At 69.7% G+C, this 21,823-nt stretch carries 25 protein-coding genes and 1 tRNA gene; 10 read left to right on the top strand and 16 right to left on the bottom strand.

The features are described from left to right. Nucleotides 1-126: 126 nt before the first annotated feature. On the bottom strand, nt 127-1,326 hold the full coding sequence (locus ACFOYY_RS32940) for a MarP family serine protease (RefSeq protein WP_352011008.1): 1,200 nt from the start codon (nt 1,324-1,326) through the stop codon (nt 127-129). A gap of 73 nt (nt 1,327-1,399) precedes the next feature. Here ACFOYY_RS32940 and ACFOYY_RS32935 point away from each other — a divergent pair, with 73 nt between their 5' ends. Beyond that, entirely contained in the window at nt 1,400-1,990 is a 591-nt protein-coding gene (locus ACFOYY_RS32935; RefSeq protein WP_352011009.1) for a HEAT repeat domain-containing protein, read from the top strand. Here the strand turns inward: ACFOYY_RS32935 and ACFOYY_RS32930 are convergent. The 6 genes from ACFOYY_RS32930 to ACFOYY_RS32905 form a co-directional block, all read right to left on the bottom strand. Further along, complete coding sequence (locus tag ACFOYY_RS32930) at nt 1,940-2,581, bottom strand: NUDIX hydrolase (RefSeq protein ID WP_352011010.1); 642 nt, start codon at nt 2,579-2,581, stop codon at nt 1,940-1,942. The genes ACFOYY_RS32935 and ACFOYY_RS32930 overlap by 51 nt on opposite strands. Before the next feature lie 73 nt (nt 2,582-2,654). Further along, nucleotides 2,655-3,419 carry an endonuclease III gene (gene nth, locus ACFOYY_RS32925; RefSeq protein ID WP_352011011.1) on the bottom strand — a complete coding sequence of 255 codons (765 nt, stop codon included), beginning with the start codon at nt 3,417-3,419 and terminating at the stop codon, nt 2,655-2,657. A gap of 48 nt (nt 3,420-3,467) precedes the next feature. Next, the gene (locus ACFOYY_RS32920) at nt 3,468-4,208 is read right to left on the bottom strand and encodes an rRNA methyltransferase (RefSeq protein WP_386194998.1); all 741 of its coding nucleotides are present in this window, start codon (nt 4,206-4,208) and stop codon (nt 3,468-3,470) included. Between the two features lie 54 nt (nt 4,209-4,262). After that, nucleotides 4,263-5,165 carry a TrmH family RNA methyltransferase gene (locus ACFOYY_RS32915; RefSeq protein WP_386194997.1) on the bottom strand — a complete coding sequence of 301 codons (903 nt, stop codon included), beginning with the start codon at nt 5,163-5,165 and terminating at the stop codon, nt 4,263-4,265. A 20-nt stretch (nt 5,166-5,185) separates the two neighbouring features. Then, nucleotides 5,186-6,283, bottom strand: coding sequence for a DmpA family aminopeptidase (locus ACFOYY_RS32910; RefSeq protein WP_362912428.1), 1,098 nt, complete (start codon nt 6,281-6,283; stop codon nt 5,186-5,188). After that, nucleotides 6,280-6,906, bottom strand: coding sequence for a TetR/AcrR family transcriptional regulator (locus tag ACFOYY_RS32905; protein WP_352011015.1), 627 nt, complete (start codon nt 6,904-6,906; stop codon nt 6,280-6,282). Before ACFOYY_RS32905 ends, ACFOYY_RS32910 begins: the two co-directional genes overlap by 4 nt. 136 nt (nt 6,907-7,042) lie before the next feature. Here ACFOYY_RS32905 and ACFOYY_RS32900 point away from each other — a divergent pair, with 136 nt between their 5' ends. Both ACFOYY_RS32900 and ACFOYY_RS32895 read left to right on the top strand, forming a co-directional pair. Beyond that, the gene (locus tag ACFOYY_RS32900) at nt 7,043-8,467 is read left to right on the top strand and encodes an APC family permease (RefSeq protein WP_352011016.1); all 1,425 of its coding nucleotides are present in this window, start codon (nt 7,043-7,045) and stop codon (nt 8,465-8,467) included. Between the two features lie 277 nt (nt 8,468-8,744). Next, nucleotides 8,745-9,425, top strand: a complete 681-nt coding sequence (locus ACFOYY_RS32895; RefSeq protein WP_086567499.1) for a Crp/Fnr family transcriptional regulator — start codon at nt 8,745-8,747, stop codon at nt 9,423-9,425. Nucleotides 9,426-9,428: 3 nt separating this feature from the next. On the opposite strand, the gene ACFOYY_RS32890 is transcribed toward ACFOYY_RS32895, so the two are convergent. Genes ACFOYY_RS32890 through ACFOYY_RS32875 form a run of 4 tightly spaced genes read right to left on the bottom strand, consistent with a single transcriptional unit; the run spans nt 9,429 to nt 11,729 of the window. Beyond that, the gene (locus ACFOYY_RS32890; RefSeq protein WP_386194994.1) at nt 9,429-10,226 is read right to left on the bottom strand and encodes an MBL fold metallo-hydrolase; all 798 of its coding nucleotides are present in this window, start codon (nt 10,224-10,226) and stop codon (nt 9,429-9,431) included. Next, entirely contained in the window at nt 10,223-11,062 is an 840-nt protein-coding gene (locus ACFOYY_RS32885; RefSeq protein ID WP_386194993.1) for an NUDIX hydrolase, read from the bottom strand. The genes ACFOYY_RS32890 and ACFOYY_RS32885 overlap by 4 nt, the downstream gene beginning before the upstream one ends. Nucleotides 11,063-11,118: 56 nt before the next feature. After that, nucleotides 11,119-11,577, bottom strand: coding sequence for a RidA family protein (locus ACFOYY_RS32880; protein ID WP_362777909.1), 459 nt, complete (start codon nt 11,575-11,577; stop codon nt 11,119-11,121). Further along, nucleotides 11,574-11,729 carry a DUF4177 domain-containing protein gene (locus tag ACFOYY_RS32875; RefSeq protein ID WP_221460272.1) on the bottom strand — a complete coding sequence of 52 codons (156 nt, stop codon included), beginning with the start codon at nt 11,727-11,729 and terminating at the stop codon, nt 11,574-11,576. Before ACFOYY_RS32875 ends, ACFOYY_RS32880 begins: the two co-directional genes overlap by 4 nt. A gap of 158 nt (nt 11,730-11,887) precedes the next feature. Between ACFOYY_RS32875 and ACFOYY_RS32870 the strand changes: the two genes are divergently transcribed. Both ACFOYY_RS32870 and ACFOYY_RS32865 read left to right on the top strand, forming a co-directional pair. Beyond that, nucleotides 11,888-12,892 (top strand): ArsA-related P-loop ATPase, encoded by a 1,005-nt coding sequence (locus tag ACFOYY_RS32870; protein WP_362777905.1) that lies wholly within the window; start codon nt 11,888-11,890, stop codon nt 12,890-12,892. Further along, nucleotides 12,889-14,037, top strand: a complete 1,149-nt coding sequence (locus ACFOYY_RS32865) for an ArsA family ATPase (protein WP_352011021.1) — start codon at nt 12,889-12,891, stop codon at nt 14,035-14,037. The genes ACFOYY_RS32870 and ACFOYY_RS32865 overlap by 4 nt, the downstream gene beginning before the upstream one ends. Nucleotides 14,038-14,195: 158 nt before the next feature. Here the strand turns inward: ACFOYY_RS32865 and ACFOYY_RS32860 are convergent, their stop codons facing one another. Beyond that, nucleotides 14,196-14,492 carry a WhiB family transcriptional regulator gene (locus ACFOYY_RS32860; RefSeq protein ID WP_012887233.1) on the bottom strand — a complete coding sequence of 99 codons (297 nt, stop codon included), beginning with the start codon at nt 14,490-14,492 and terminating at the stop codon, nt 14,196-14,198. Nucleotides 14,493-14,800: 308 nt separating this feature from the next. On the opposite strand from ACFOYY_RS32860, the gene ACFOYY_RS32855 reads away from it, so the two are divergent. Continuing rightward, nucleotides 14,801-17,026 (top strand): transglycosylase domain-containing protein, encoded by a 2,226-nt coding sequence (locus ACFOYY_RS32855; RefSeq protein WP_362912420.1) that lies wholly within the window; start codon nt 14,801-14,803, stop codon nt 17,024-17,026. Nucleotides 17,027-17,263: 237 nt separating this feature from the next. Here the strand turns inward: ACFOYY_RS32855 and ACFOYY_RS32850 are convergent, their stop codons facing one another. Next, the gene (locus tag ACFOYY_RS32850; protein ID WP_352011023.1) at nt 17,264-17,719 is read right to left on the bottom strand and encodes a GatB/YqeY domain-containing protein; all 456 of its coding nucleotides are present in this window, start codon (nt 17,717-17,719) and stop codon (nt 17,264-17,266) included. Nucleotides 17,720-17,799: 80 nt separating this feature from the next. Here ACFOYY_RS32850 and ACFOYY_RS32845 point away from each other — a divergent pair, with 80 nt between their 5' ends. Both ACFOYY_RS32845 and ACFOYY_RS32840 read left to right on the top strand, forming a co-directional pair. After that, nucleotides 17,800-18,723: a metallophosphoesterase gene (locus ACFOYY_RS32845; protein ID WP_352011024.1), complete on the top strand. Its 924-nt coding sequence runs from the start codon at nt 17,800-17,802 to the stop codon at nt 18,721-18,723. Between the two features lie 32 nt (nt 18,724-18,755). Further along, nucleotides 18,756-18,829: transfer RNA gene (locus ACFOYY_RS32840), tRNA-Pro, on the top strand. Between the two features lie 80 nt (nt 18,830-18,909). On the opposite strand, the gene ACFOYY_RS32835 is transcribed toward ACFOYY_RS32840, so the two are convergent. The 3 genes from ACFOYY_RS32835 to ACFOYY_RS32825 form a co-directional block, all read right to left on the bottom strand. After that, nucleotides 18,910-20,148 (bottom strand): tyrosine-type recombinase/integrase, encoded by a 1,239-nt coding sequence (locus ACFOYY_RS32835; RefSeq protein WP_386194990.1) that lies wholly within the window; start codon nt 20,146-20,148, stop codon nt 18,910-18,912. Between the two features lie 32 nt (nt 20,149-20,180). Beyond that, entirely contained in the window at nt 20,181-20,546 is a 366-nt protein-coding gene (locus ACFOYY_RS32830) for a hypothetical protein (RefSeq protein WP_386194988.1), read from the bottom strand. A gap of 124 nt (nt 20,547-20,670) precedes the next feature. Beyond that, the gene (locus ACFOYY_RS32825; protein ID WP_386194986.1) at nt 20,671-21,030 is read right to left on the bottom strand and encodes a hypothetical protein; all 360 of its coding nucleotides are present in this window, start codon (nt 21,028-21,030) and stop codon (nt 20,671-20,673) included. Between the two features lie 294 nt (nt 21,031-21,324). Between ACFOYY_RS32825 and ACFOYY_RS32820 the strand changes: the two genes are divergently transcribed. Together ACFOYY_RS32820 and ACFOYY_RS32815 are read left to right on the top strand one after the other, a co-directional pair. Then, on the top strand, nt 21,325-21,579 hold the full coding sequence (locus ACFOYY_RS32820) for a hypothetical protein (protein WP_386194984.1): 255 nt from the start codon (nt 21,325-21,327) through the stop codon (nt 21,577-21,579). Between the two features lies 1 nt (nt 21,580). Beyond that, nucleotides 21,581-21,796 (top strand): helix-turn-helix domain-containing protein, encoded by a 216-nt coding sequence (locus ACFOYY_RS32815; RefSeq protein ID WP_386194983.1) that lies wholly within the window; start codon nt 21,581-21,583, stop codon nt 21,794-21,796. The last annotated feature ends 27 nt before the right edge of the window (nt 21,797-21,823 follow it).

The following is a 21,823-nucleotide window of genomic DNA, read 5'->3' as shown; positions in this document are numbered from 1 at the left end:
GTGCTTGGACTGAGGAACGCAGGAGCGAAGCGACGCAGAGACGAGGGAAGACACCGGCCCGAAGCGCCCAAGCCCGCGACGCCGCCAGGCGGCGCAAAGAGACCCAGCCAGGCGGAGCAAAGAGACTCAGCCGTTACGGTCGCACTCCTGGGTGCTTACCTGGTTGAACAGCTTGGAGCCGTCCTCGGCGTCCGGGGAGACCTCGGCCGCCGTCAGTGCGAAGCCGGTCTCCTGCTGGTCGAGGGCCGCCGCGAAGACAACCCCGTACACCCGGCCGTCGGGGGTGAGCAGCGGGCCGCCCGAGTTGCCCTGGATGACCGAGCCGCGGATGGAGTAGATGTCGCGGACGACGGTCTTGCGCTCGTAGATGTCGGGGCCCTTGGCACGCTGTTTCACCCGGATGCGGGCCTCGGCGAGGGTGAAGCCCTGGCCGTGGGGGAAGCCCGCGATGATGGCGTCGTCGCCCATCGTCGCGGTGCCGTCGAAGCGCAGTACCGGCATGTTGAGGCCGGGGACGTACAGGACGGCGATGTCCCGGTCGGGGTTGTAGAGCACGACCCTGGCCGGGTGGTTGTTGTTGAGGTAGTCGGTGACCTCCAGCTCCTGGTCGACCCCGGCGACCACGTGGGCGTTGGTCATCACCCTGTTCTGCGAGAAGACGAACCCGGTGCCCTCGATGTGCCTGCGGCAGCTGGTGGCCACGCCCTGGACCTTGACGATGCCCCGGCGGGCCCGCTTGAGCTGGACTCCCTTGGCCACGCTCTGGTCCGGGGGCGGGACCTCGACGAGCTGGTTGCCGCCGATGGCGCCGAACACCTTCGGGAAGCCCGAGGTGTCGATGAAGCGCTTGAACGGCTTCTGGAAGTCCTTGGCCGCGGGGGGCAACGCCTGGTCGACCGTACTGATCAGCAGAGAGCCGTTGATCTGCTCGCTGAGCAGCGTGAACGGCGAGGAGGCGATCAGTGAGCCGATCAGCCAGGCGATGACCAGCACGGAGAAGGCGCTGGCGAAGGTGCCGCCGACCGCGTCGACCACCTTGGCCGGTTCCCAGGTGACGTGGCTGCGGACCACCGCGCCGATCGTGGAGGAGGCGAACTGCCCGATCGTCGCGGCGAGGAAGACGATGACGATGGCGAGCAGCGCCCGCTCGGTGTCGCCGTCGACTATGGCCCCGGCGATGGGAGGGGCGATGAACATGCCCAGCAGGGCACCGCCGACGAATCCGATGAAGCTGAGGGACCCGATGATGAACCCCTGACGGTACCCCGACACCGCGAAGGCCACCATAAGGGCGATCAGGATAAGGTCGAGGAGATCACCACGCACCCCTTAACGGTATCCAGCCCTTGGCCCGCGCGTGCACCCCTTGCCGGAGGTCCCGGCCGTTATCGTGGGCCGTATGGCAACGATCGGGGGGTCGCCGGCTGTGGAAACGCTCATCGAGACCGCGCTGCGGGACAGGGACCAGGACGGCACGATCCGCTGGAAAGCCATCGCCATGCTGCACGAACGGGGCGATCTGGAGACCTTCACCGCGGCCAGACGACTGTGCGCGGGCAACACGGCCACCGAGCGGATGCTCGGGGTGGACATCCTCGGCAGATTGCCGTTCGTCGACCGAAGTCTGCCGGTTCTGCGCTTCCTGGCCGCCGCCGAGGACGACTGCATGGTGCTCTACTCGGTGCTGATCGCCTTCGGTCACCTACAGGACGGCCGCGCGCTGCCCTCGGTGGTCACGCTGAGCGAGCACGAGGACTCCAGGGTCAGGTACGGCGTCGCCCACGCGCTCCCGAAGATCATCGGTGCTCCGCCGGACCCGGCGGGCCTGGCCGTACTCGAACGGTTGACCGGGGACCCCTGCGAGGACGTGGCCGAGTGGGCGCGTCTCGGGCTGGCCCTGTCCACCGGGCGTGAGATCGAGGGGGGCGGCTGGGAGGGGTCAGCGGGCGGCGAGGTTGACGACGTCGGGAGGCATGTCCTCGACCCGTGACCTGTCCCAGGGGCGTTCGAAGGCGGAGCCGGCGAGCACCCCGTCGAGCACCCCGGCGGTGAAGCCCCACACCAGCAGCCCGCGGACCCGGAAGGCCGGGCCGGCGAAGCCGCTCGGGTGACGCAGGGTGACGCGGTTGGCCGGGTCGGTCAGTTCGGACAGCGGGACCCGTTCCACCGACTCGACCTCGTTCGGCGAGGCCGCGTGCACCACGGAGGGGGTGTGCCACCAGCCGACGACGGGGGTGACCCGGTTGTCGCTGCGCCAGATGTACAGCTCGGGCATGGTGCCGACGACGTGGACGCCCGCCGGGTCGAGCCCGGTCTCCTCGCGGGCCTCACGCAGCGCCGCGGCGACCGGACCGCCGTCGTCCGGGTCGATCCCGCCGCCGGGGAAGGCGGGCTGTCCCGCGTGTCTGCGCCCGCGTGAGCTGCGCTGGATCAGGAGCACGTCGGGGCCGAGCGGCCCCTCACCGAACAGCATGAGCACCGCGGCGTGACGGCCGCCGGTCTCCGGCGGGCGCATGGCCAGGGGAACCGGTTTCCTCGCGACCCGTTCGGCGAGCGTCTCCAACCAGCCGGGCACTTCCACGGGCACACCTCCGGTCTGTTCCGGTCTCTGCAACACGCCGTACGGCCTCGTGCTTCCCGACGATCCGGTCATGTCAGGGAAGAGGGCCGGAACGGACCAGTTTCGCGGCCTCGACGGGGTCGGTCGGGCCGGTGCCGTACGAGGGGCAGAGGGCGACCAGGGGACAGGCGCCGCAGGCGGGTTTGCGGGCGTGGCAGACGCGGCGGCCGTGCCAGATCAGGCGGTGGGAGGCCATCGTCCACTCCCGCTTCGGGATGAGCTCGCCGACGATGTGCTCGATCTTGACGGGGTCGGTCTCCTCGGTCCATCCGAAGCGCCGCACGAGCCGCTGGAAGTGGGTGTCCACGGTCAGGCCCGTCACCCCGAACGGTTCTCCCGTCTTGGGGTCACGCGCGTTCCCGAGGACCACGTTGGCCGTTTTGCGGCCCACACCGGGCAGGGTGACCATCTGTTCGAGGGTCCTGGGCACCTCGCCGCCGAATTCGTCGCGCAGCGCGATCGACAGTCCGATGATCGACTTCGTCTTGGCCCGGAAGAACCCGGTGGACTTGATGATCTCCTCGACGTCCTCCGGGTCGGCCGCCGCGAGGTCCTCGGGGGTCGGATACTTCGCGAAGAGCGTGGGCGTCACCATGTTCACGCGGACGTCGGTCGTCTGCGCCGACATGACCGTGGCGATCAGGAGCTCGAACGGGCTGTTGAAGTCGAGCTCACAGTGGGCGTCGGGGTAGGTCTCCATGAGCACCCGGTCCATCCGCCGGGCCCTGCGCACCAGGCCGAGCCGGGTCTCGTTCTTGAATCGTCTCGTCCTCTGCCCAGGGGTCAACTGCGTCGCCATGGCCTCAAGCGTAGGTGGTGTCCGGCCCTGCGGCCTCGGAGATTCCCGTTAACCGGCGGAGAGGTCGGCCGCCTTCAGGAGCACGGTTGAGCGGTTGCCGACACGGAAGGAGACCCGTGGGCGCGCGACGTCCCCGACCGGGACCCGGCGCCCCTTGGCCGTGACCGCGATGACCGATCCGCCGCCGAGGACGGAGGCCAGGGAGCCCAGCATCTCCGGCACCCCGGTGCCGCCGATCCAGCTGGTCTGCTCCTCGTAGGGGACGTCGGTGATCACGATGTCGGGCGCGGCCGTGGAGACGACGGCAGCGAGCTCGGCCGGCCGGAACACGTCCGCCCGGCTGACCGTGGTGGGCAGCGCCCCACCCTGCCTGGTGAGCCGTCCGCCCAGGCGGCGCGCGCTCGCCGCCGCGTCCAGGTAGCCGGGCTTGCCGAAGCGTCCGGCTCGCTCCTCAAGCACCCTCGCCCGGCGTTCCATGGCCTCAGGATCGACCAGGGCCAGGTTCTCCCGGGCGAGCACCAGCGCGTTCTCCGCGACGTCCGAGGCGACCAGCGAGGAGACCTCACGCCGGTGCAGCAGCCCGAGAACGGTGAGCAGATAGCCGCTCCCGCAGCAGGGGTCCCAGATCACCGCCGGGGCGTCACCGCCGCGCAGCTCCAGGGCGCGAAGGAAGATCTCCGAGACCAACCTGACGGGAAAGGCCGGGAACCCCGGGGCCGAGCGCAGGACGGTGCCGCTCGCGAGATCCGTGTAGTCGTCCTTGGCGACCACATGACGGTAGCCCGTCACCCCGCCGCCTCCTTCGCCGACGCCTTTTCCGCTGAGAGCACAGGCGGTCTCACGTCAGTCCCTGGCCGCGGGGAACCCGCGCTGCCGGGCGGCCTCGTAGAGCATCAGGGTCCCCGCGGAGGCCGCGTTGAGTGAGCTGGCGGCACCCCCGATCGGAATCCTGACGATCTCGTCGCAGGCCTCGCGCCAGCGGGCGCTCATCCCGACGGTCTCGTTGCCCACCACCAGCAGGACCGGGCCCGTCAGGTCACAGTCCTGTACGGAGGTCCCGCCGGTCTCGTCGGTCCCGACGATCTTGACCGGGGTGCCCCGCCCGCGCAGGGACTCCACCCATTCGAGCACCTCGTTGACGCCGGGAGCCCTGACCACCGGCAGCCTGAAGATCGATCCTGTGCTGGCGCGCACGGTCTTCGGGTCGTAGACGTCCGCGGCGTGGCCGGTGATGATCATCCCCGAGGCGCCGAACGCGTCCGCTGAACGGGTCAGCGTCCCGATGTTGCCCGGGCTCGTCGGACGGTCGAAGGCAACTCCCAGCAGGTCGTGCCCCTGGGGCAGGCGTCCCAGGTCGTCCGGCCGCAGCGCGCCGACGGCCACGAGCTCCGGCGCCGCCGACTCTCGTTCTCCGAGTTCGAGCAGCAGTTCCGGGGCCACCGGCACCGAACGGACCCCGCTGTCACGGATGAGGCCCTCCGCCCACGCCGACAGGTGCTGACCGTGTGGGTAGAGCAGACAGCGCAGCGGCCAGCCGTGCTCGACCGCGAGCGTGATCGGGCGGACCCCGTGGATGAGGAACTCGCCGAGCTTCTGCCGCTTGTTCCGGTTGGTCAGCAACGCCTGCCACGTCTGGAACCGGTCGCCGCGGCTGTGCACCCCCACGGCGCCGCTCGCCGGACGCGTGCCCCGGCCCGCGCGGGCACCGTGGTTGCGCGATCCGTCACGTTGTCTGTCACCCGGCATGGGCAGGAGCCTACCGGCCCTCACTCCACGCGGTTCGCGGACGACACCTGGGTGCCGAGCAGGTCGAGAAGCCGGGCGACGGGGATGGCGGGTGAGCGGCGACCCTCACGGCCGATCATGGTCTCGGCGCCCAGGAGGGCGTTGAGCACGGCCTCCTCGACGGCCTCGACGACGGCCTCGTAGAAGACGTCGAGCCGGCTCCACGGGATGAACCGCATGCTCTCGTAGACCGGTTCCTCCCCGGGGAAGCCCGAGGTCAGCGCGCCGGGGTTGCCGGTCGAGAAGGCCAGGAAGATGTCTCCGGAGAAGTGCGAGCCGGTGGTCCCGGTACGGGCGAGGCCCAGCGGGACCCTGCGGGCCAGCGCGGTGCACTGCAGCGGCAGCAGCGGCGCGTCCGTGGCGACGACGACGATGACGGAGCCCGCCCCCGCCGGGGAGTCGTGCCCGTCCATGGGGTCGTCGTCCGTGAGCGACCTGCCGACGGGCACGCCGCAGACGGTCAGCTCCTTGCGGGCGCCGAAGTTGGCCTGGAGGAACGCCCCGACCGTGTAGGTGTCGGCCCCGTAGTCGACCAGCCGGGAGGAGGTGCCGTTGCCGCCCTTGAAGCCGTAGCAGTTCATCCCGGTGCCGCCGCCGACCGAGCCCTCGGCGACCGGTCCCGGGCGGGCCGCGTCGATGGCGGCCACGGCGTGCTCGGGCCGTACGTGGGGGCCGTTGATGTCGTTGAGGTAGCCGTCCCAGGTCTCGGCGACCACGGGCAGCAGCCACTCGGCGGCGACCTCGGGCTTCTCACGGGCCACCCAGTCGATGACCCCGCGGTGGCAGGTGCCGACGGCGTGGGTGTTGGTGATGAGCACGGGCAGCCGAAGGGAGCCGGTCTCGCTGAGCCAGGAGGTGCCCGTCATCTCGCCGTTGCCGTTGAGCGAGAACCACCCCGCCGCGCACGGCACCTCGAAGTCCGCGCGCCCGCGTGGCAGCAGCGCGGTCACGCCGGTGCGGACCGACTCCCCCTCGATCAGCGTGGTGTGGCCGACCTCGACCCCGGGAACGTCGGTGATCGCGTTGTCCGGCCCCGTACGGCCCGGCAGCGGCAGGCCGAGTTCGCGCGCCCGTGTCATCGTTCTTCAGGTCCTTCCAGGTTCTCCAGGTCGCAGCCGGTGACGTCGGCGGCGTAGGTCAGCAGCAGGCGCTCGGCCTGCCCGGCGTCGAGGGTGGGTACGGCCTGCGTGACGTGCAGGCCGAGGCCGTCCTCAAGCATGACGAGGTTGCGGGCGAGGGTGACGGCGTCACGGGTCAGCGTGAAGACCCCCGTCGCGGCCCCGGCCTCCAGGATGGAGGCGTACAGGGTGACCTGCCGTTCGCACAGGCGGATGTGCTGGGCGGAGTAGGCGGGGTCCCTGCGGGCGTAGGTGCCCAGCTCGTACAGCAGGACGCACAGTTCGTCGTCGCTGCCGGCCGGCAGGCCCGCGCGGATCATGCCGAGCAGCCTGCGTCTGGGGTCGGGTTCCTCGGAGGCCGCCCGTTCCCGCTCGACGCAGAAACGCTCGACCGCCTCGTGCTGCACCTCCTTCAGCAGGTCGGTCAGCGCCGGGAAGTAGTACAGGACCGATCCCGCCGACATGTCCGCCTGCTCGGCGACGTCCCGCAGACGCAGGTCGACGACGCCGTGCCGCAGCACCGCCCGGCGGGCGGCGGCGACGAGCTCGGCGCGCTTCTCGTGTGCTCGGCTGGGTCGTGCCATGCCGGTGATTCTCTAGACATCGGTCAAAGAACGCAACCGGGGAAGGTGACACGGAGCTTTTACACGGAGGTGTATTGACGTACATCTCACAGAGTTCTTTGATGCATGTTCAAAGAACCACGCCTGAGGAGGCGCCGTGACCCCCCACGACACGAGCCCGTCCACCCCCACACCGCCACCCGCCCCGACCGGCTCCCACCCCCACCTGCACCGGGGCCTGAAACTGCTGGGCACCCTGTTCATCACCCTGTCGGCGATCTCGCCGGCGTCCTCGGTGTTCATCATCGCCCCGGGTGTCATCGGCCAGGCGGGCTCGGGAGCCTTCACGGCCTTCCTGGTCGCGGGTGTCGTGGGGATCTTCATGGCCTTCGTCTACGCCGAACTCGGCTCGGCCTACCCGCTCAGCGGCGGCGAGTACGCGATCGTGGCCCGTACCTTCGGGCGGCTGCCCGGTTTCGTGGTGCTCGGCCTGTTCATGGTCACCCAGCTGCTGATCATCGCGGTGATCGCGCTCGGCGTCGGCACCTACCTGGCGGTCATCTTCCCCGGCCTGCACGCCCCGACCGTCGCGGCCGTGACCACGGTCGTCGCCACCGTGCTCGCCGTGTTCGACATCAAGCTCAACGCCTGGGTGACCGGTGTCTTCCTGGCCATCGAGATGCTCGCCCTGGTCGTGGTGAGCGCGCTGGGCTTCCTCAACCCCGAGCGCTCCCTGGCCGACCTGGTGCTGCACCCGGTGGCCGCGGGCCAGGACGGCACGGTCGTCGCGGCCTCGGCCGGGGTGATCGGCGCCGCCACCGCCGTGGCCCTGTTCGCCTACAACGGCTACGGCGCCGCCGTCTATCTGGGCGAGGAGACCCAGGACGCCCACCGGGGCATCGCCAAGACGGTCCTGTGGGCCCTGGGCATCACCGTCGCCGCCGAGCTGATCCCGGTGACCGCGGTGCTCATGGGCGCGCCCTCGCTCCCCGGTCTCTTCGGCGCGGACAACATGATGGAGTACTTCATCACCGCCCGCGCCGGGACGACGCTGAACAACGTCCTCAGCCTCGCCGTCGCCCTGGCCATCTTCAACGCGGTCCTGGCGATCATCCTCGTCACCGCCCGCATGATCTTCAGCACCGGCCGGGACACCACCTGGCCGTCCCCGGTCAGCAGGGCGCTGGCCTCGATCCACCCCCGCTTCGGCAGCCCGTGGATCGCCACCATCGGGGCCGGGCTCATCGGCGCCGGGTTCTGCTACGCCGACGAACGGTTCCTGCTGGTCGTGACCGCGACCACGATCATCGCGATCTACGCGGCGCTGTGCGTCGCGACCCTCACCGGGCGCCGCAACGGCTCGACCTCGCACGCCGCCTACCGGATGCCGTGGTTCCCGGTGGCGCCGGTGCTCGCCCTGCTGGCCATCGGGTACGTCGCCTACCGCAACCTCCTCGACCCCGAGGTCGGGCGGCCGAGCCTCCTCATCACCGTCGGCATCGGGATCGTCTTCGCCGCCTACTACCTGCTGGTCCTGCGCAGACGCGGCGCGTGGGAGCTGCGCGGCGCGGCCGACGACTGACAACGCCTCTGTTAGGGGACCCCGTGCCCGCGGGTGCGGGGTCTGAGAGACGGTCGGGGACGCGGGAGGAGGGACCGACGTCGGGTTCGCCCATCTATATGGGTAGATTTCCGGATGAGCGTGATCCAGCCGTCGAACACGGCGGACCACCGCGAGCCGGGTCCAACCCAGCGGAACCACCGCCGTGGAGTCCCGGCGGCCTTCACGCCGGGCCCCTTGAGAACGACTCGGTGTGATAGGTCACAATAACTGCGTGAGCCGTGAAACAGGAGGCACTGTGAACACCGACGACGTGCTGGCCAAGGCGCCTCTGTTCTCGGCGCTCGACCGTGAGGGCGCCGCCGCGCTGCGTACGAGTGTCTCGGAGGTCGAGCTGTCCAAGGGACAGACCCTCTTCAGCGAGAACGAGACCGGAGACCGCCTCTACGTGGTCCTCGAAGGCAAGATCAAGCTGTCCAGGACCGCCCCCGACGGGCGGGAGAACCTGCTCAGCGTGCTCGGCCCCGGTGAGATGTTCGGCGAGCTCTCGCTGTTCGACCCCCGGCCCCGTACGGCCTCGGCGACGGCGCTGACCGACGTCCGCCTCGCCGGTCTGGGCCACGACGACCTGCGCCCGTGGCTGACCGGCCGCCCCGAGGTCGCCCTGCACCTGCTGCGCGCCCTGGCCCAGCGGCTGCGCCGTACCAACGACGTGCTGGCCGACCTGGTCTTCACCGACGTCCCCGGCCGGGTCGCCAAGGCCCTGCTCGACCTGGCCGAGCGCTTCGGGCAGCGGATCGACGACGGTGTCCGGGTCCACCACGACCTCACCCAGGAGGAGCTGGCCCAGCTGGTCGGCGCCTCCCGCGAGACCGTGAACAAGGCCCTGGCCGACTTCGCCCAGCGCGGCTGGCTGCGCATCGAGGCCAAGGCCGTGGTCATCATGGACCTGGAGCGCCTGCACAACCGCTCGCGCTGACCCTCACTCGCCGAGGCCGTCCAGATAGGAGAGCTGGGCGCGGACCGACATCTCCGCGGCCGGCCACAGCGACCTGTCGACCTCCGCGTAGACGACCTCGACGATCTCCCTCGCCGTCGTCGCCCCCTGCCGCCTGGCCCGCCTGATCTGGTCGAGCCGCCGCCTGCGGTGCGCGACGTAGCCGTCGAGCGCGCCGACCGGGTCGGGCAGCACCGGGCCGTGTCCCGGCAGCAGCGCCCGCGCCCCGACCTTCTCGACCGTCGCCCGCAGATGGTCGAGGGAGCGCAGATAGTCTCCGAGGTCCCCGTCCGGGGCGATCACGGTCGTCCCCCTGCCCAGCACGGTGTCCCCGGTGAGCACGGCCCCGTCCTGCGGCAGCCAGAAGCACAGCGAGTCGAACGAGTGGCCCGGAGTGCCGACGACGTGCAGTTCGAGGTCGCCGACCGTGATCACGTCTCCGTCGCCGAGCCCCTCCGTGCCGAGACGGTGCCGGGGGTCGAGGGCCCTGACCGGGGCTCCGACCAGCTCGGCGAACCTCCTGGCACCGCCGCTGTGGTCGTCGTGACCGTGGGTCAGCAGGACCGCCCGCACCCGGCGCTCCCCGAGGTGGGCGGCGACCCGCCGCAGATGGGCCTCGTCCTCGGGGCCGGGATCGACGACGAGTGCCTCCTCCCCGACGCCGACCACCCAGGTGTTGGTGCCCTCCAGGGTCATCGCGGAGGGGTTGGGGGCCAGGATCGCGAACGCGTTGGCGGTTCCCGACCCGTCGGGGCCGTCCAGGGGGATCCGCAGCCCGCTCATCCCACACCGGGTCCGTAGTCGTCGTCGAGCACGATCCGCATCTCCCCGTCGACCTCGGCGATACCGGGCATGTAGCTCACGATCTCACGTTCGGCCGCCAGGACGCCGGCCACGGCCGGGTGCGCGGAGACCTCCCGCAGCGTGCGGTAGGTCGGGGGCATCAGCCTGATCAGCCCCCGCCGCGCCTGGTCCAGCGCGTCGGCCGGCCGTACCCAGATGACCTTGTCGGCCTCGCCGCCGACGTCGCGGGTGCGCTGGCCCGGCGGGAGCGCGGCGACGAAGAAGCGGGTGTCGAAGCGCCTCGGCTCGGCCACGGGGGTGATCCAGTGCCCCCAGGGGCGCAGCAGGTCGGCGCGCAGCACCAGGGACCGCCTGGCCAGGAAGTCGGTGAAGGGCAGACTCCTGTCGATCAGGGCGAGCCGGTCGGTCTCCCAGTCGTCCCCGGTGGTGTCGGCCACCACCTCCCGCGCCGAGGGACCGGCGAGCAGCACGCCCGACTCCTCGAACGTCTCCCTGACCGCCGCGCACACCAGGCCGCGCGCGGTGCCCTCCGACGTGCGGAAGGCCCGCGCCCACTCGGCGGGCGGCGGACCGGCCCAGGCGAGCGCCTGGTCGGCGTCCCGGGGATCGACGGAACCGCCGGGGAAGACGCAGGCGCCCGCGGCGAAGGCCATGCTCGCCGTACGTCTCAGCAGGTAGACCTCGACGCCCTGGCGTGGGTCCTCGCGCAGGAGGACCACGGTCGCGGCGTCCCGGGCCGGGACGGGCTCGGCCCGCCCGGCCAGGATGTCCCGTGCCCGCTCGCCCAGCTCACCGCGGAGCGGAATCCCGCCCATCAGATCCCTCCGGTTTCGGCCCTGTCATCCGGTACGGCTTCCGCCCCGTCACCCGGTCAGACGACCTCGGCGACCAGTTCGACCTCGACCGGGGCGTCCAGCGGCAGTACGGCGACGCCGACCGCGCTGCGGGCGTGCTTGCCCGCGTCCCCGAGGATCTCGGCGAGCAGCTCACTGGCGCCGTTGACCACCTGCGGCTGGCCGGAGAAGGCCGGGTCGCTGGCCACGAAGCCGACGACCTTGACGATCCTGACGATGTTCGACAGGTCGCCGACCACCGACCCGACAGCGGCCAGGGCGTTGAGCGCGCAGGTCCTGGCGAGCTGGTAGGCGTCCTCCGGGCTCACCTCGGCGCCGACCTTGCCGGTCGCCAGAAGCTTGCCGTCCACCACCGGGAGCTGGCCCGAGGTGTAGACGTGGTTTCCCGAGCGGACCGCGGGGACGTAGGCCGCCAGCGGCGCGACGACCTTGGGCAGCGTCAGACCGAGCTCGCTCAGCCGCTCCTCCGGCGTCACTGCTTCGGCCGCTTCAGGTAGGCGACAAGCTGCTCGGGGTTGGGCCCCGGCACGACCTGGACGAGCTCCCAGCCGTCCTGGCCCCAGTTGTCGAGGATCTGCTTGGTCGCGTGCACCAGCAGCGGCACCGTCGAGTACTCCCATTGCGTCATGGGGGACACATTAGCGACAGCCGCCCCGGTGGACGGCCGTCCACCGGCTCCCACCACGTCCGTGTCCCTTTTCGGATGGATCGCCAGTGAGAATCGGCATATTCGTGGGTGGACGGTCCGGGCGAATCGGCAGGGGGCCGTTGGGTAGCCTTCGAAGCGTGAGAGCTCGTGACACCGACTGGGACGGCGTACGCCTCCATGTCGTCACCGGTAAGGGCGGGACCGGCAAGACCACCGTCGCCGCCGCCCTCGCCCTCGCGCTCGCCTCGGGCGGGCGCAGGGTCCTGCTGGTCGAGGTCGAGGGCCGTCAGGGAATCGCACAGGTCTTCGACCTGCCGCCGCTGCCGTACGAGGAGCGGAAGATCGCCGTCGCGCCGGGAGGCGGTGACGTGCACGCGCTGGCCATCGACCCCGAGGAGGCCATGCTCGACTACCTGGAGATGTTCTACGGGATGCGCAGGGCGGGCAAGGCTCTCACCAAGATGGGCGTCGTCGACTTCGCGACCACCATCGCCCCCGGTTTCCGCGACGTCCTGGTCACCGGCAAGACCACCGAGGCCGTACGGCGCAAGGGCAAGGACGGCAGGCGGATCTACGACGCCGTCGTGCTCGACGCCCCGCCGACGGGGCGGGTCGCCCGCTTCCTCAACGTCACCAGCGAGGTCGCCGGGCTCGCGAGGGTCGGGCCGATCAAGAACCACGCCGACCTGGTCAACGGCGTCGTCTCCTCGCCGGAGACCGCGGTGCACTTCGTCACACTTCTTGAGGAGATGCCGGTCCAGGAGACCCTGGACGGGCTCGACGAGCTGCGGGAGGCGGGCCTGCCGCCCGGAGGGATCTTCACGAACATGGTCAGGGAGTCGCTGCTGCCCGCCTCGGTCCTCGACGCCGCGGCCAAGGGCCGCTTCGACCCGGCCGAACTGGCGCTCGGGCTGAAGGCCGCCGGGCTCGCCGAGGGCGGCGCGGACGCCGCCGCGGTGGCCGACGCCCTGGCCGAGGAGATCGCCGAGCACGCCCACCGCACCAGGCTCGAACGCCGTGAACGGCGCTCGCTGGACACCTCGGGCAGGCCCCGCTACGAGCTGCCGCTGCTGTCCGACGGGGTCGACCTGGCGGGACTCTACGAACTGGCCGAGTCGATCCACGCGCAGGGAGCGGCATGAACGAGCGGTCCGGCAGGCTCAGGGCGGTCCCGGTCCTCGACCTCGACGCGATCATCGACGACCCGGGCACCAGGATCGTGGTCTGCTGCGGCTCCGGCGGCGTCGGCAAGACCACGACAGCCGCGGCGCTCGGGCTGCGCGCCGCCGAACGCGGCCGATCCGCCGTCGTGCTCACCGTCGACCCCGCCAGGCGGCTGGCCCAGTCCATGGGCCTGACCGAGCTCGACAACACCCCGCGGCCCGTCGCCGGGGTGAAGGGCGAGGGCAGGCTGCACGCCATGATGCTCGACATGAAGCGCACCTTCGACGAGATCATCGAGGCGCACGCCGACCCGGAACGGGCCCGGCAGATCCTGACGAACCCCTTCTACCAGTCTCTCTCGTCGAGTTTCTCCGGCACCCAGGAGTACATGGCGATGGAGAAGCTCGGGCAGCTCCGCCGCTCCGGCGACTGGGACCTGATCATCGTCGACACCCCGCCGTCGCGCTCGGCGCTCGACTTCCTCGACGCCCCGGAACGGCTCGGCCGCTTCCTCGACGGCAGGCTCATCAGGCTGCTCATGGCTCCCGCGAAGGCGGGCGGGCGCAGCGCGTTCAAGCTGCTCAACGCCGGGTTCGGCATCGTGGCGGGCGCCCTGACCAAGCTGCTTGGCGCGCAGGTGCTCAAGGACCTGCAGACGTTCGTCTCGGCCCTCGACGCCGTCTTCGGCGGCTTCAGGGCCAGGGCCGAGCAGACCTACAAGCTCCTACAGGCCCCGGGGACGGCCTTCGTCGTGGTGGCCGCGCCGGAGCGCGACGCCATGCGGGAGGCCTCCTACTTCGTGGAGCGGCTGGCCGAGGAGCGCATGCCGCTGGCCGGTCTGGTGGTGAACCGGGTGCACCGGGCGCCCGCCGCCGTGCTGTCGGCCGCGCGCAGCACCGCCGCGGCCGAGGATCTGGAGACGCGGGGCGAACACGACCTCACCGCCGCCGTCCTGCGCCTGCACGCGGGCCGGATGCAACTGGCCGCGCGTGAGGACCGTGAACAGGAGCACTTCCTGTCGGCGCATCCCACGGTGCCCGTGGCCCGGGTCCCGGCGATGTCGCAGGACGTGCACGACCTGGCGGGCCTGCGCAGGGTCGGTGAACTGCTGACGGCCCAGTAGCGAGGGTTCTCAGGCTCTCGGAGGCCTCTTTCGGGCCTCCGAGAGCCTGACACCCCGCGGTCTTCGGGAACCTGGCATCCCGTCTCCGGGAACCGACGTCCCGCGGACGCGCGGGTACGGCCGGCGCGGTGCGCCAGCCGTACGGGATCTGCGCGAACTCAGCCGGCGATCAGCTCGTTCGTCCGCTCGTACTCCTCCTTGGCCAACTCCAGCAGGTCACGCCAGGAGTCGACGTCCGGTCGCCGGCGTAGCAACGCCCGGCGTTCGCGCTCGGTCATCCCGCCCCACACCCCGAACTCGATGCGATTGTCCAGCGCATCGGCGAGGCACTCGGTCCGGACCGGGCATCCCCGGCAGATCAGCTTCGCCCGGTTCTGGGCAGCGCCCTGAACGAAAAGCGCGTCAGGATCCGCACCCTTACAGGCCGCACGGGAGGTCCAATCCGTGATCCACATTCGACCCCACTCCCCTTAGGTGGTCAGTCGTGACTTGGGGCCGACGGGCGCGGGCGTCGAGCCTCCGTATTCAGTTGCCGCAGAAGGAGAACGTACGCAATCAGACGTTCGGGCCGACAGACCCCGGCGGGACCAATTTCCCGCATGGTCATCGGCGGCCATCTGGCCGGTAATGACTAGTCACCTGCGTCCGATACGGGAGTGAGGCACAGCGAAGTGGTGTTCCGTTACCGTTTGGGCTATCCGTCCGACGTACCCTTGGTGTCGTGCAAGCTCAAGGCAAAGCTCACAGGTCAGTGCTCCGTGGCATGGGCAACGTGGTGCGGTTGCTCGCCGCGGCCACCGTCACTGGCGTGCTGGTCGCCGCCGTGGCGTTCCCCGCGGTCGGCGGGGCGGGGCTGACGGTCAAGTCGGCCACGGAGGAGTTGCACCTGCTCCCCGAGGAGCTGAAGGAACCTCCGCTCGCGGAGAAGACCACCCTGCTCGACGCGAACGGCAAGCAGTTCGCCCAGTTCTACTACGAGAACCGCGAGTCGGTGAAGCTCGACGAGGTCTCCGACATCATGAAGACCGCGATCGTCGCGATCGAGGACTTCCGGTTCTACGAGCACGGCGCGATCGACCCCGAGGGCACACTTCGCGCGGCCATGAAGAACTTCAGCGGGGGCAGCGTCCAGGGTGGTTCCTCGATCACCCAGCAGTACGTCAAGCTCGTGCTGCTCAACGCGGCCGAGACTCCCGAGGAGCAGAACGCCGCGATCGAGCAGACCCTCGAACGCAAGCTGAACGAGCTTCGCTACGCGCTGGCCATCGAGGAGAAGTACACCAAGTCGGAGATCCTTGAGCGCTACCTCAACATCGCCTACTTCGGTGCCGGAGCCCACGGCATCCAGGCCGCGGCCAAGCGTTTCTTCGGCAAGGACGCCTCCAAGCTGAACCTCGTCGAGGCGGCGACGCTGGCCGGGGCCGTGCAGAATCCCAACAGGACCGACCCGAACGTGGGCAAGGCGAGCCGTGAGCGGCTGCTCGAACGGCGCAACATCGTCCTGAACCGGATGGCCGAGCTCGGCAAGATCACGACGCAGGAGGCCGCGGAGGCCAAGGCCAAGAAGCTGGGCTTCAAGGACACCCCGGTCCCCGGCGGCTGCGACGTGAGCTCCTACCCCTACTTCTGCCTCTACGCCCAGAACGAGCTGCTCAACGACGAGTCCTTCGGCAAGACCCCCGAGGAGCGCAAGAGGCTGCTCCAGCGGGGCGGTCTGACGATCAAGACGACGCTCGACCCGAAGATGCAGTCCGCGTCCGAGAAGGCCATCAGGAAGTTCGTCAAGGCCAGCGACAAGCCGGTCGCCGCGCAGGCGATGGTCGTGCCCGGCACCGGCGCCATCAAGGCGATGGCCGCCAGCCGCGACTTCGGGCGCAACAAGAAGAAGAACCAGATGAGCTACAACCTGGCGGGCGACAGCCAGCACGGTGGCGGCACCGGGTTCCAGGCGGGTTCGACGTTCAAGGTCTTCACCCTGCTCACGGCGCTGAACAAGGGCTTCAAGATCAACGACGGTTTCAGCACCGGCGCCGGTTACAGCGCCTCAGGCTATGGCTCCTTCCGCGACTGCAAGGGCAACCCGGTCGGCATCCCCAGCCACACCGTGCAGAACTCCAGCGAGGGCGAGGGCGGCTTCAACACGCTGCTCACCGGCACCCGGAACTCGGTCAACACCTTCTTCATGCGTCTTGAGGAGGAGGTCGGCCTCTGCGACGTGGTCAAGACCGCCAAGAGCCTCGGCATCAAGCGGGCCGACGGAGACAAGCTCAAGGAGGTCGAGACCTTCACCCTCGGCGTCAACGAGATGGACCCGGTGACGGTCGCCGCGGCCTACGCGGGCATCGCCGCGCGCGGCGCCTACTGCAAGCCGATGGCCATCACCGAGATCCGTGACCGCAACAACAAGGCCACGCAGTACAAGCCGAAGTGCCAGCAGGTCCTGGACGAGAAGGTCGCCGACGCCGCCGCGCACATCATGTCCGGGGTGTTCACCAAGGGCACGATGAGCCAGTACGGCGGCATCGGTCGTCCCGCGGCCGGCAAGACCGGCACCACCGACGGCTACACCGCCGCCTGGTTCGCCGGGTTCACCCCCGACCTCGCCTCCTCCGTCAGCCTCGGCGACCCGCGCGGCGCCTTCCAGCACGACCTGACCGGGGTGACCATCGGCGGCACCTACTACCCCTACGTGTACGGCGCCACGATCTCGGGACGGATCTGGAAGTACTCCATGATCGACGCGCTGAAGGGCGTCGACCCGACACCCTTCACCGCGGTGGACAAGGACCGCTTCGGCGGTTGCACCAGGTGCGCCCCCAAGCCGCCGCCGAAGCCGGACAAGCCCGGTGACGGCGGCCCCGACCGGGGCCGTGGCGGCGGCGACCGCCCCGACGACAACGGCACCATCGAGAACGACGGCAACGGCGGCTGGTTCGGCGGCCGGGGCAAGAACAAGAAGGGCGACTCCAACCGTCCCATCGGCCGCTGAGCGGCCCGCACATGGCCGGAGCCCCTCCCCGATCGGGGAGGGGCTCCGGCCATGTCGTGGACTTCCAAGCCCGCCGTACAGCTTCCGTACTGGCGACGCCCCCAGGCCCGCCGACGGCTCTGTACGGGGTGGGCACCGCCCACCGGGACGACTCCCGTACAGGGCCGACGCTCAGCGCGTGCTCTCAGCCCGTGCTCTTCAGCCCGCGCTCCCAGCGCGTGCTCCCGGCCCGTGCTCTCAGCGCGCCAGACGGCTCCGTACGGCCTGCGCGACCCTGCCGCCCTCGGCCCGGCCCGCGACCTTGGGGGTCAGGACCTTCATGACCTGCCCCATGGCCTGCGGCCCCGAGGCCCCGCTCTCCGTGACGGCCTCCTCGACCAGCGCCGCGAGCTCCTCGTCGGACAGCTGGGCGGGGAGGTACTCCTCAAGGACGGCCTGCTCGTCCACCTCGGCCTGGGCCTGCTCGGTACGGCCGGCGCCGCTGAACGCCTCCGCCGCCTCACGGCGCTTCTTGGCCTCCTTGGTCAGCACCTTGACGATCTCCTCGTCGGAGAGCTCGCGGGCGGCCTTGCCCGAGACCTCCTCGACGTTCACGGCCGCCAGGGCCATGCGGATCGTACGGGTGCGGACCTCATCCCTGCTCTTCATGGAGGCCGTGAGGTCGGCCTTCAACTTGTCCTTCAATGCGCTCATGCGGTCCATCTTGCCGTCTTAACCGCCTCGTTGTATCGCAGGTTTCCTGCGGGGGGTCGTTCGTCGGGCATGATGAGAAGGTGAGGAAAGCAGCCGCGGTGCCCCTGTCCCTGATCGGTCTCGGCCTGACCGGCCTCGCCTACGCCTCGGTCGTCGAGCGCAACACCTTCCGCCTGCGGCGTTTCGACGTGCCCGTTCTCGAACCCGGCCAGCGGCCCGTGCGTGTCCTGCACCTGTCCGACCTGCACCTCACCCCTGGCAGGCGGATGCTCATCAACTGGGTCCGCTCGCTGGGCACCCTCAAGCCCGACCTGGTGGTCAACACCGGCGACTCCATCGCGCACCCCGACGCCGTCGGCCCCCTCATGCACGCCCTCGAACCACTGCTGTCACGCCCAGGCCTGTTCGTCTACGGCTCCAACGACATGTACGCGCCGATCTTCAAGAACCCCGTGCGCTACCTGTGGCGTACCTCGAAGGGCGACCACGGCAGGAAGATCCCCTCCCTGCCCTGGGAGGAACTGGGCACCGCCATGTCCGACGAGGGCTGGCTGAACATGAACAACACCACCGCCCGTCTCAAGGTCGGTGACCTCGACGTGGCCGTCGGCGGCATCAACGACTCCCACATCAACCTCGACCGCTACGACGAGATCGCCGGACCCGCCCCGGCGGAGGCCGATCTCCGTCTTGGCGTGATGCACTCCCCCGAGCCCCGCAACATGTCCCGCTTCGCCGACGACGGCTACCAGCTGCTGCTCGCGGGCCACACCCACGGCGGCCAGGTCTGCGTGCCGTTCTACGGCGCCCTGGTCACCAACTGCGGCATCGACAGGGCCCGGGTCAAGGGGCTGAGCAGGCACGAGTCCGCCTTCCTCCACGTCTCGGCGGGACTGGGCACCAGCCCCTTCTCCCCCGTGCGTTTCTCCTGTTTCCCCGAGGCCAGCCTGCTGACCCTGGTGCCCCGCCCCAGAGGTGACGCAAGCACGCGCGAAGTCCGCTAGACTTTCTGAAGCACGAGCAAAACGGCGTGCACCGGGGTGTAGCGCAGCTTGGCAGCGCGCTTCGTTCGGGACGAAGAGGTCGTGGGTTCAAATCCCGCCACCCCGACTAGCTGGTCAGAGGCCCTTTCTGGAGAGATCCAGGAAGGGCCTCTTGCATGGTCGTGCGTCGCAGGTGCGTCAAGATCATTAATTGGCCTTTTCCATGCGTCGCCGCTCCCACGACTTGATGACCTTGTCATGCGCGTCCGGGGCGAGGTGCGCGTAGCGTTGTGTGGTCTCGAAGCTTTCGTGTCCGAGGAGCGCCTGGACGTCGTACAGCGGTACCCCGTCCTGCACGAGCCAGCTCGCCGCCGTGTGCCGCATCACCCGCGGCGGGTAGCGCCGGATCCGGTGCGTGGGATCGTCACACACCTCCCCGCACCGCCCTCGCCGCAGCAGCCGCCTACCCTCGGCCTTGTCGATCTCGCCGGGCGAGATGCCTCCGCACAGCCGGGCCGCGTCGACGGCCGGGTACCACATCCTGTTCCGGAAGTCTCCGTCGTCGACGGTGCCGCCGTCGGGTGCCGTGAAAACCAGCTCCCCGCGCGGCCGGCCGACCATGAGCCTGCTCATACCCTCCAGCGTCGCGGGCGGGATCGGCACGACCCTGTTCGACTTCATGCTCTTCGGGTACTCGCGCAACCCCTGGCGGGTCGCGACGTCGACCACGGACAGCTGTCCACGGATCCAGTCCACCCGGTGTCCGTGAAGGCCGTAGATCTCCCCCGGCCGCAGGCCCACGTCCATGCCGAGCTCGACCAGCGTCCGCCACCGCGCCCCGGAGAGCCGCTCCAGGGCCTGGTACAGCGCTTCGGCTTCGGCGTGCTCGTAGAACTCGATCGCCGAGGCGCTCCGCTTCGGCAGCTCCAGGTCCAGGAAGGGGTTGACCAGGACGAGCGGTGGATGTTCCTTCATGGCCGCCTTGTACATGCTCGTCATCAGGTGCACGACGTCGTGGATCGTCGCCGCCGAGAGGGTTGGGATCTCGTCAGGGTCCTCGAAGGCTGCGGCCGGCCTGCCCTTGTGTCGGGCCCGGCGGGTCTCCTGCAGGTCGCCGACCCACGCCTGGGCGTCCACGCGGGCGATGGCCTGCATCGGCCAGTCGCCCCACTTCGGCTCACAGTGGGTGCGCCACAGCGACTCGTTCTTGGCCCTGGTGGGCTTCTCTATGACGCGGGCTTTCGCCCAGCGCTCGTGCCAGGCCGACACCAGGATTTTCCCGGCACGCGGGTCGCGGATGTCTCCCTGGTCGAACTTCGCCTCGGTGGCCTTGGCCCACTTTTCGACGACGGACTTCAGCTTGTTGGTCTTGGTGGTGCGCTTGCCGTTCGGCATCCGCACGGTCGCTTGGTACAGGCCGCTCGGCAGGCGGCGAATATAGGCCATCAGGCCTCCAGGTGATGGATCAGGTGGGCGGGTCAGCGGGGGCCGAGGTAGTGCCCCACGCTGTTGCCTAACGCACCGAGGGCGGCGGCAAGGTCGTCGCTGATTATCGCCCCGGGGAGCTCCACGTGGGCGATGCCGTCCACGAGCTCGCTGGCGAGCAGGCGCCCGCCGGCGACCCGCCGCACCCGGTGGATCTGACAGCCGAGGGTGGCTTCGGGCAGTTCGGCGGTCAGCATGCGGTACGGGGCGATCAGGTCGTCCGACAGCTGGTCGAGCGCGTGGAGGAGGTCCGGGGAGTCCTGCATCTCGCGGGCGTCCACCTGGACGATGATCCGGCCGGGCCTGTATCTGACCAGGGCTGGCGCGGCGGCGGCGTCGAAGCGTCCTGGGTCGGCCATTCGTTCGTAGTGGACCGGTCCGGGCATACCCACGTTCACCGCCGCCCCGTTAATCCAACGTTCATTCAGATTTGTTGAGTCTGCCTCATGTCGAAGGAGTTTTCGATGAATCAGACAACATTTTTCACAGCTCTTCCTCAGCAAGCGCTTCCGCGATCTTCTGGATGCGGCGCCTCGTCGCGTCGCTGACCGGCCGTCGAAGCGGCACCATGATCACGTCGTCGCCGACCTTGACCTGTTCCACGTCGTAGTCCAGCCACTGGATCGCGGCCAGCCGCTTCACCTCCTCCACGTCGGCGCCGAGGCCTGTGGCGAGCGCCCGCAGGCGCCACAGCTCCGGCATCGGCCCGCGCCCTTCCAGGAGGGCGTCGAGCCATTGGATGTACACGGACCTTTCGGGGTGCATGGGGTCTACGCAGGCCCGCACGAAGCGGTTTTTGCTGATCCCGGTGCGCTCCAGGTACCCCTTGACCCGATCGCTCAAGGGTGTTCGAGGCCTTGCCTCGCTGTCGTGTTGCGGCGGCATGTCGTAGTCGCCTCTCGTGGTCGCCCTCGCCTCTCGGCGCTCCAGGTCTGTGATGAATCACCGGACCTAGCACTTCCTGTTGTCCCCCCTCCCTGGGCGGACAACATTGGGAGAATCAAATCACAGGTGCCTTGTCACCAGGGATGTCAGAGGCATCCCATGGCGCCGGACAACAAAACTTGACCCCACCGGCCTTATGATGAATCATAAGAACACACCCTCCGACACACCACTACATAGGGAGGCGGGGAGGTGCAACCCCCTGTTCCTCGCGGCTACCACCTGCGTAGCCCCCTGTTGCTACGACTCCTCATGGAGCGGCGCGGCGAAACCTGCGCCACGATCGGCCCGGCCATCGGCAGGTCCAAGCAGCTCGTTGCCCACCTGGCCTACGGCCGGAGGGAGACGTGCAACGCGGAGACCGCCGAGCGGCTCGCCGCCGTGTTCGACGTCGCCGTCGCCGACCTTTTCTGGCCCCCTGTTTCTGATGAATCATCGAAAGAGTGAGATGAACGACACAACTTTGCTGTCGATCCCCGAGGTGGCCAAACGCCTCGGCGTCCACCGCACCACCGTCTACGACTACATCTCGGATGGCGACCTTGTGGCGGTCGACATCGCCCGCACCGGTGCGAAGCGGATTCGTCTCCGAGTCCCCGAGGAGGCGCTCCGCGCCTACATCGCCAGCCGCCCGCGGGTCATCCCCGAGGCGCTGAGCGCGTGACCTGCGCCTGACATGCGCAGGGGCCCA

The organism is Streptosporangium jomthongense, from assembly GCF_042650425.1.
Taxonomy (GTDB): Bacteria; Actinomycetota; Actinomycetes; order Streptosporangiales; family Streptosporangiaceae; genus Streptosporangium.
This window is presented reverse-complemented; position numbering and strand designations above follow the sequence as displayed.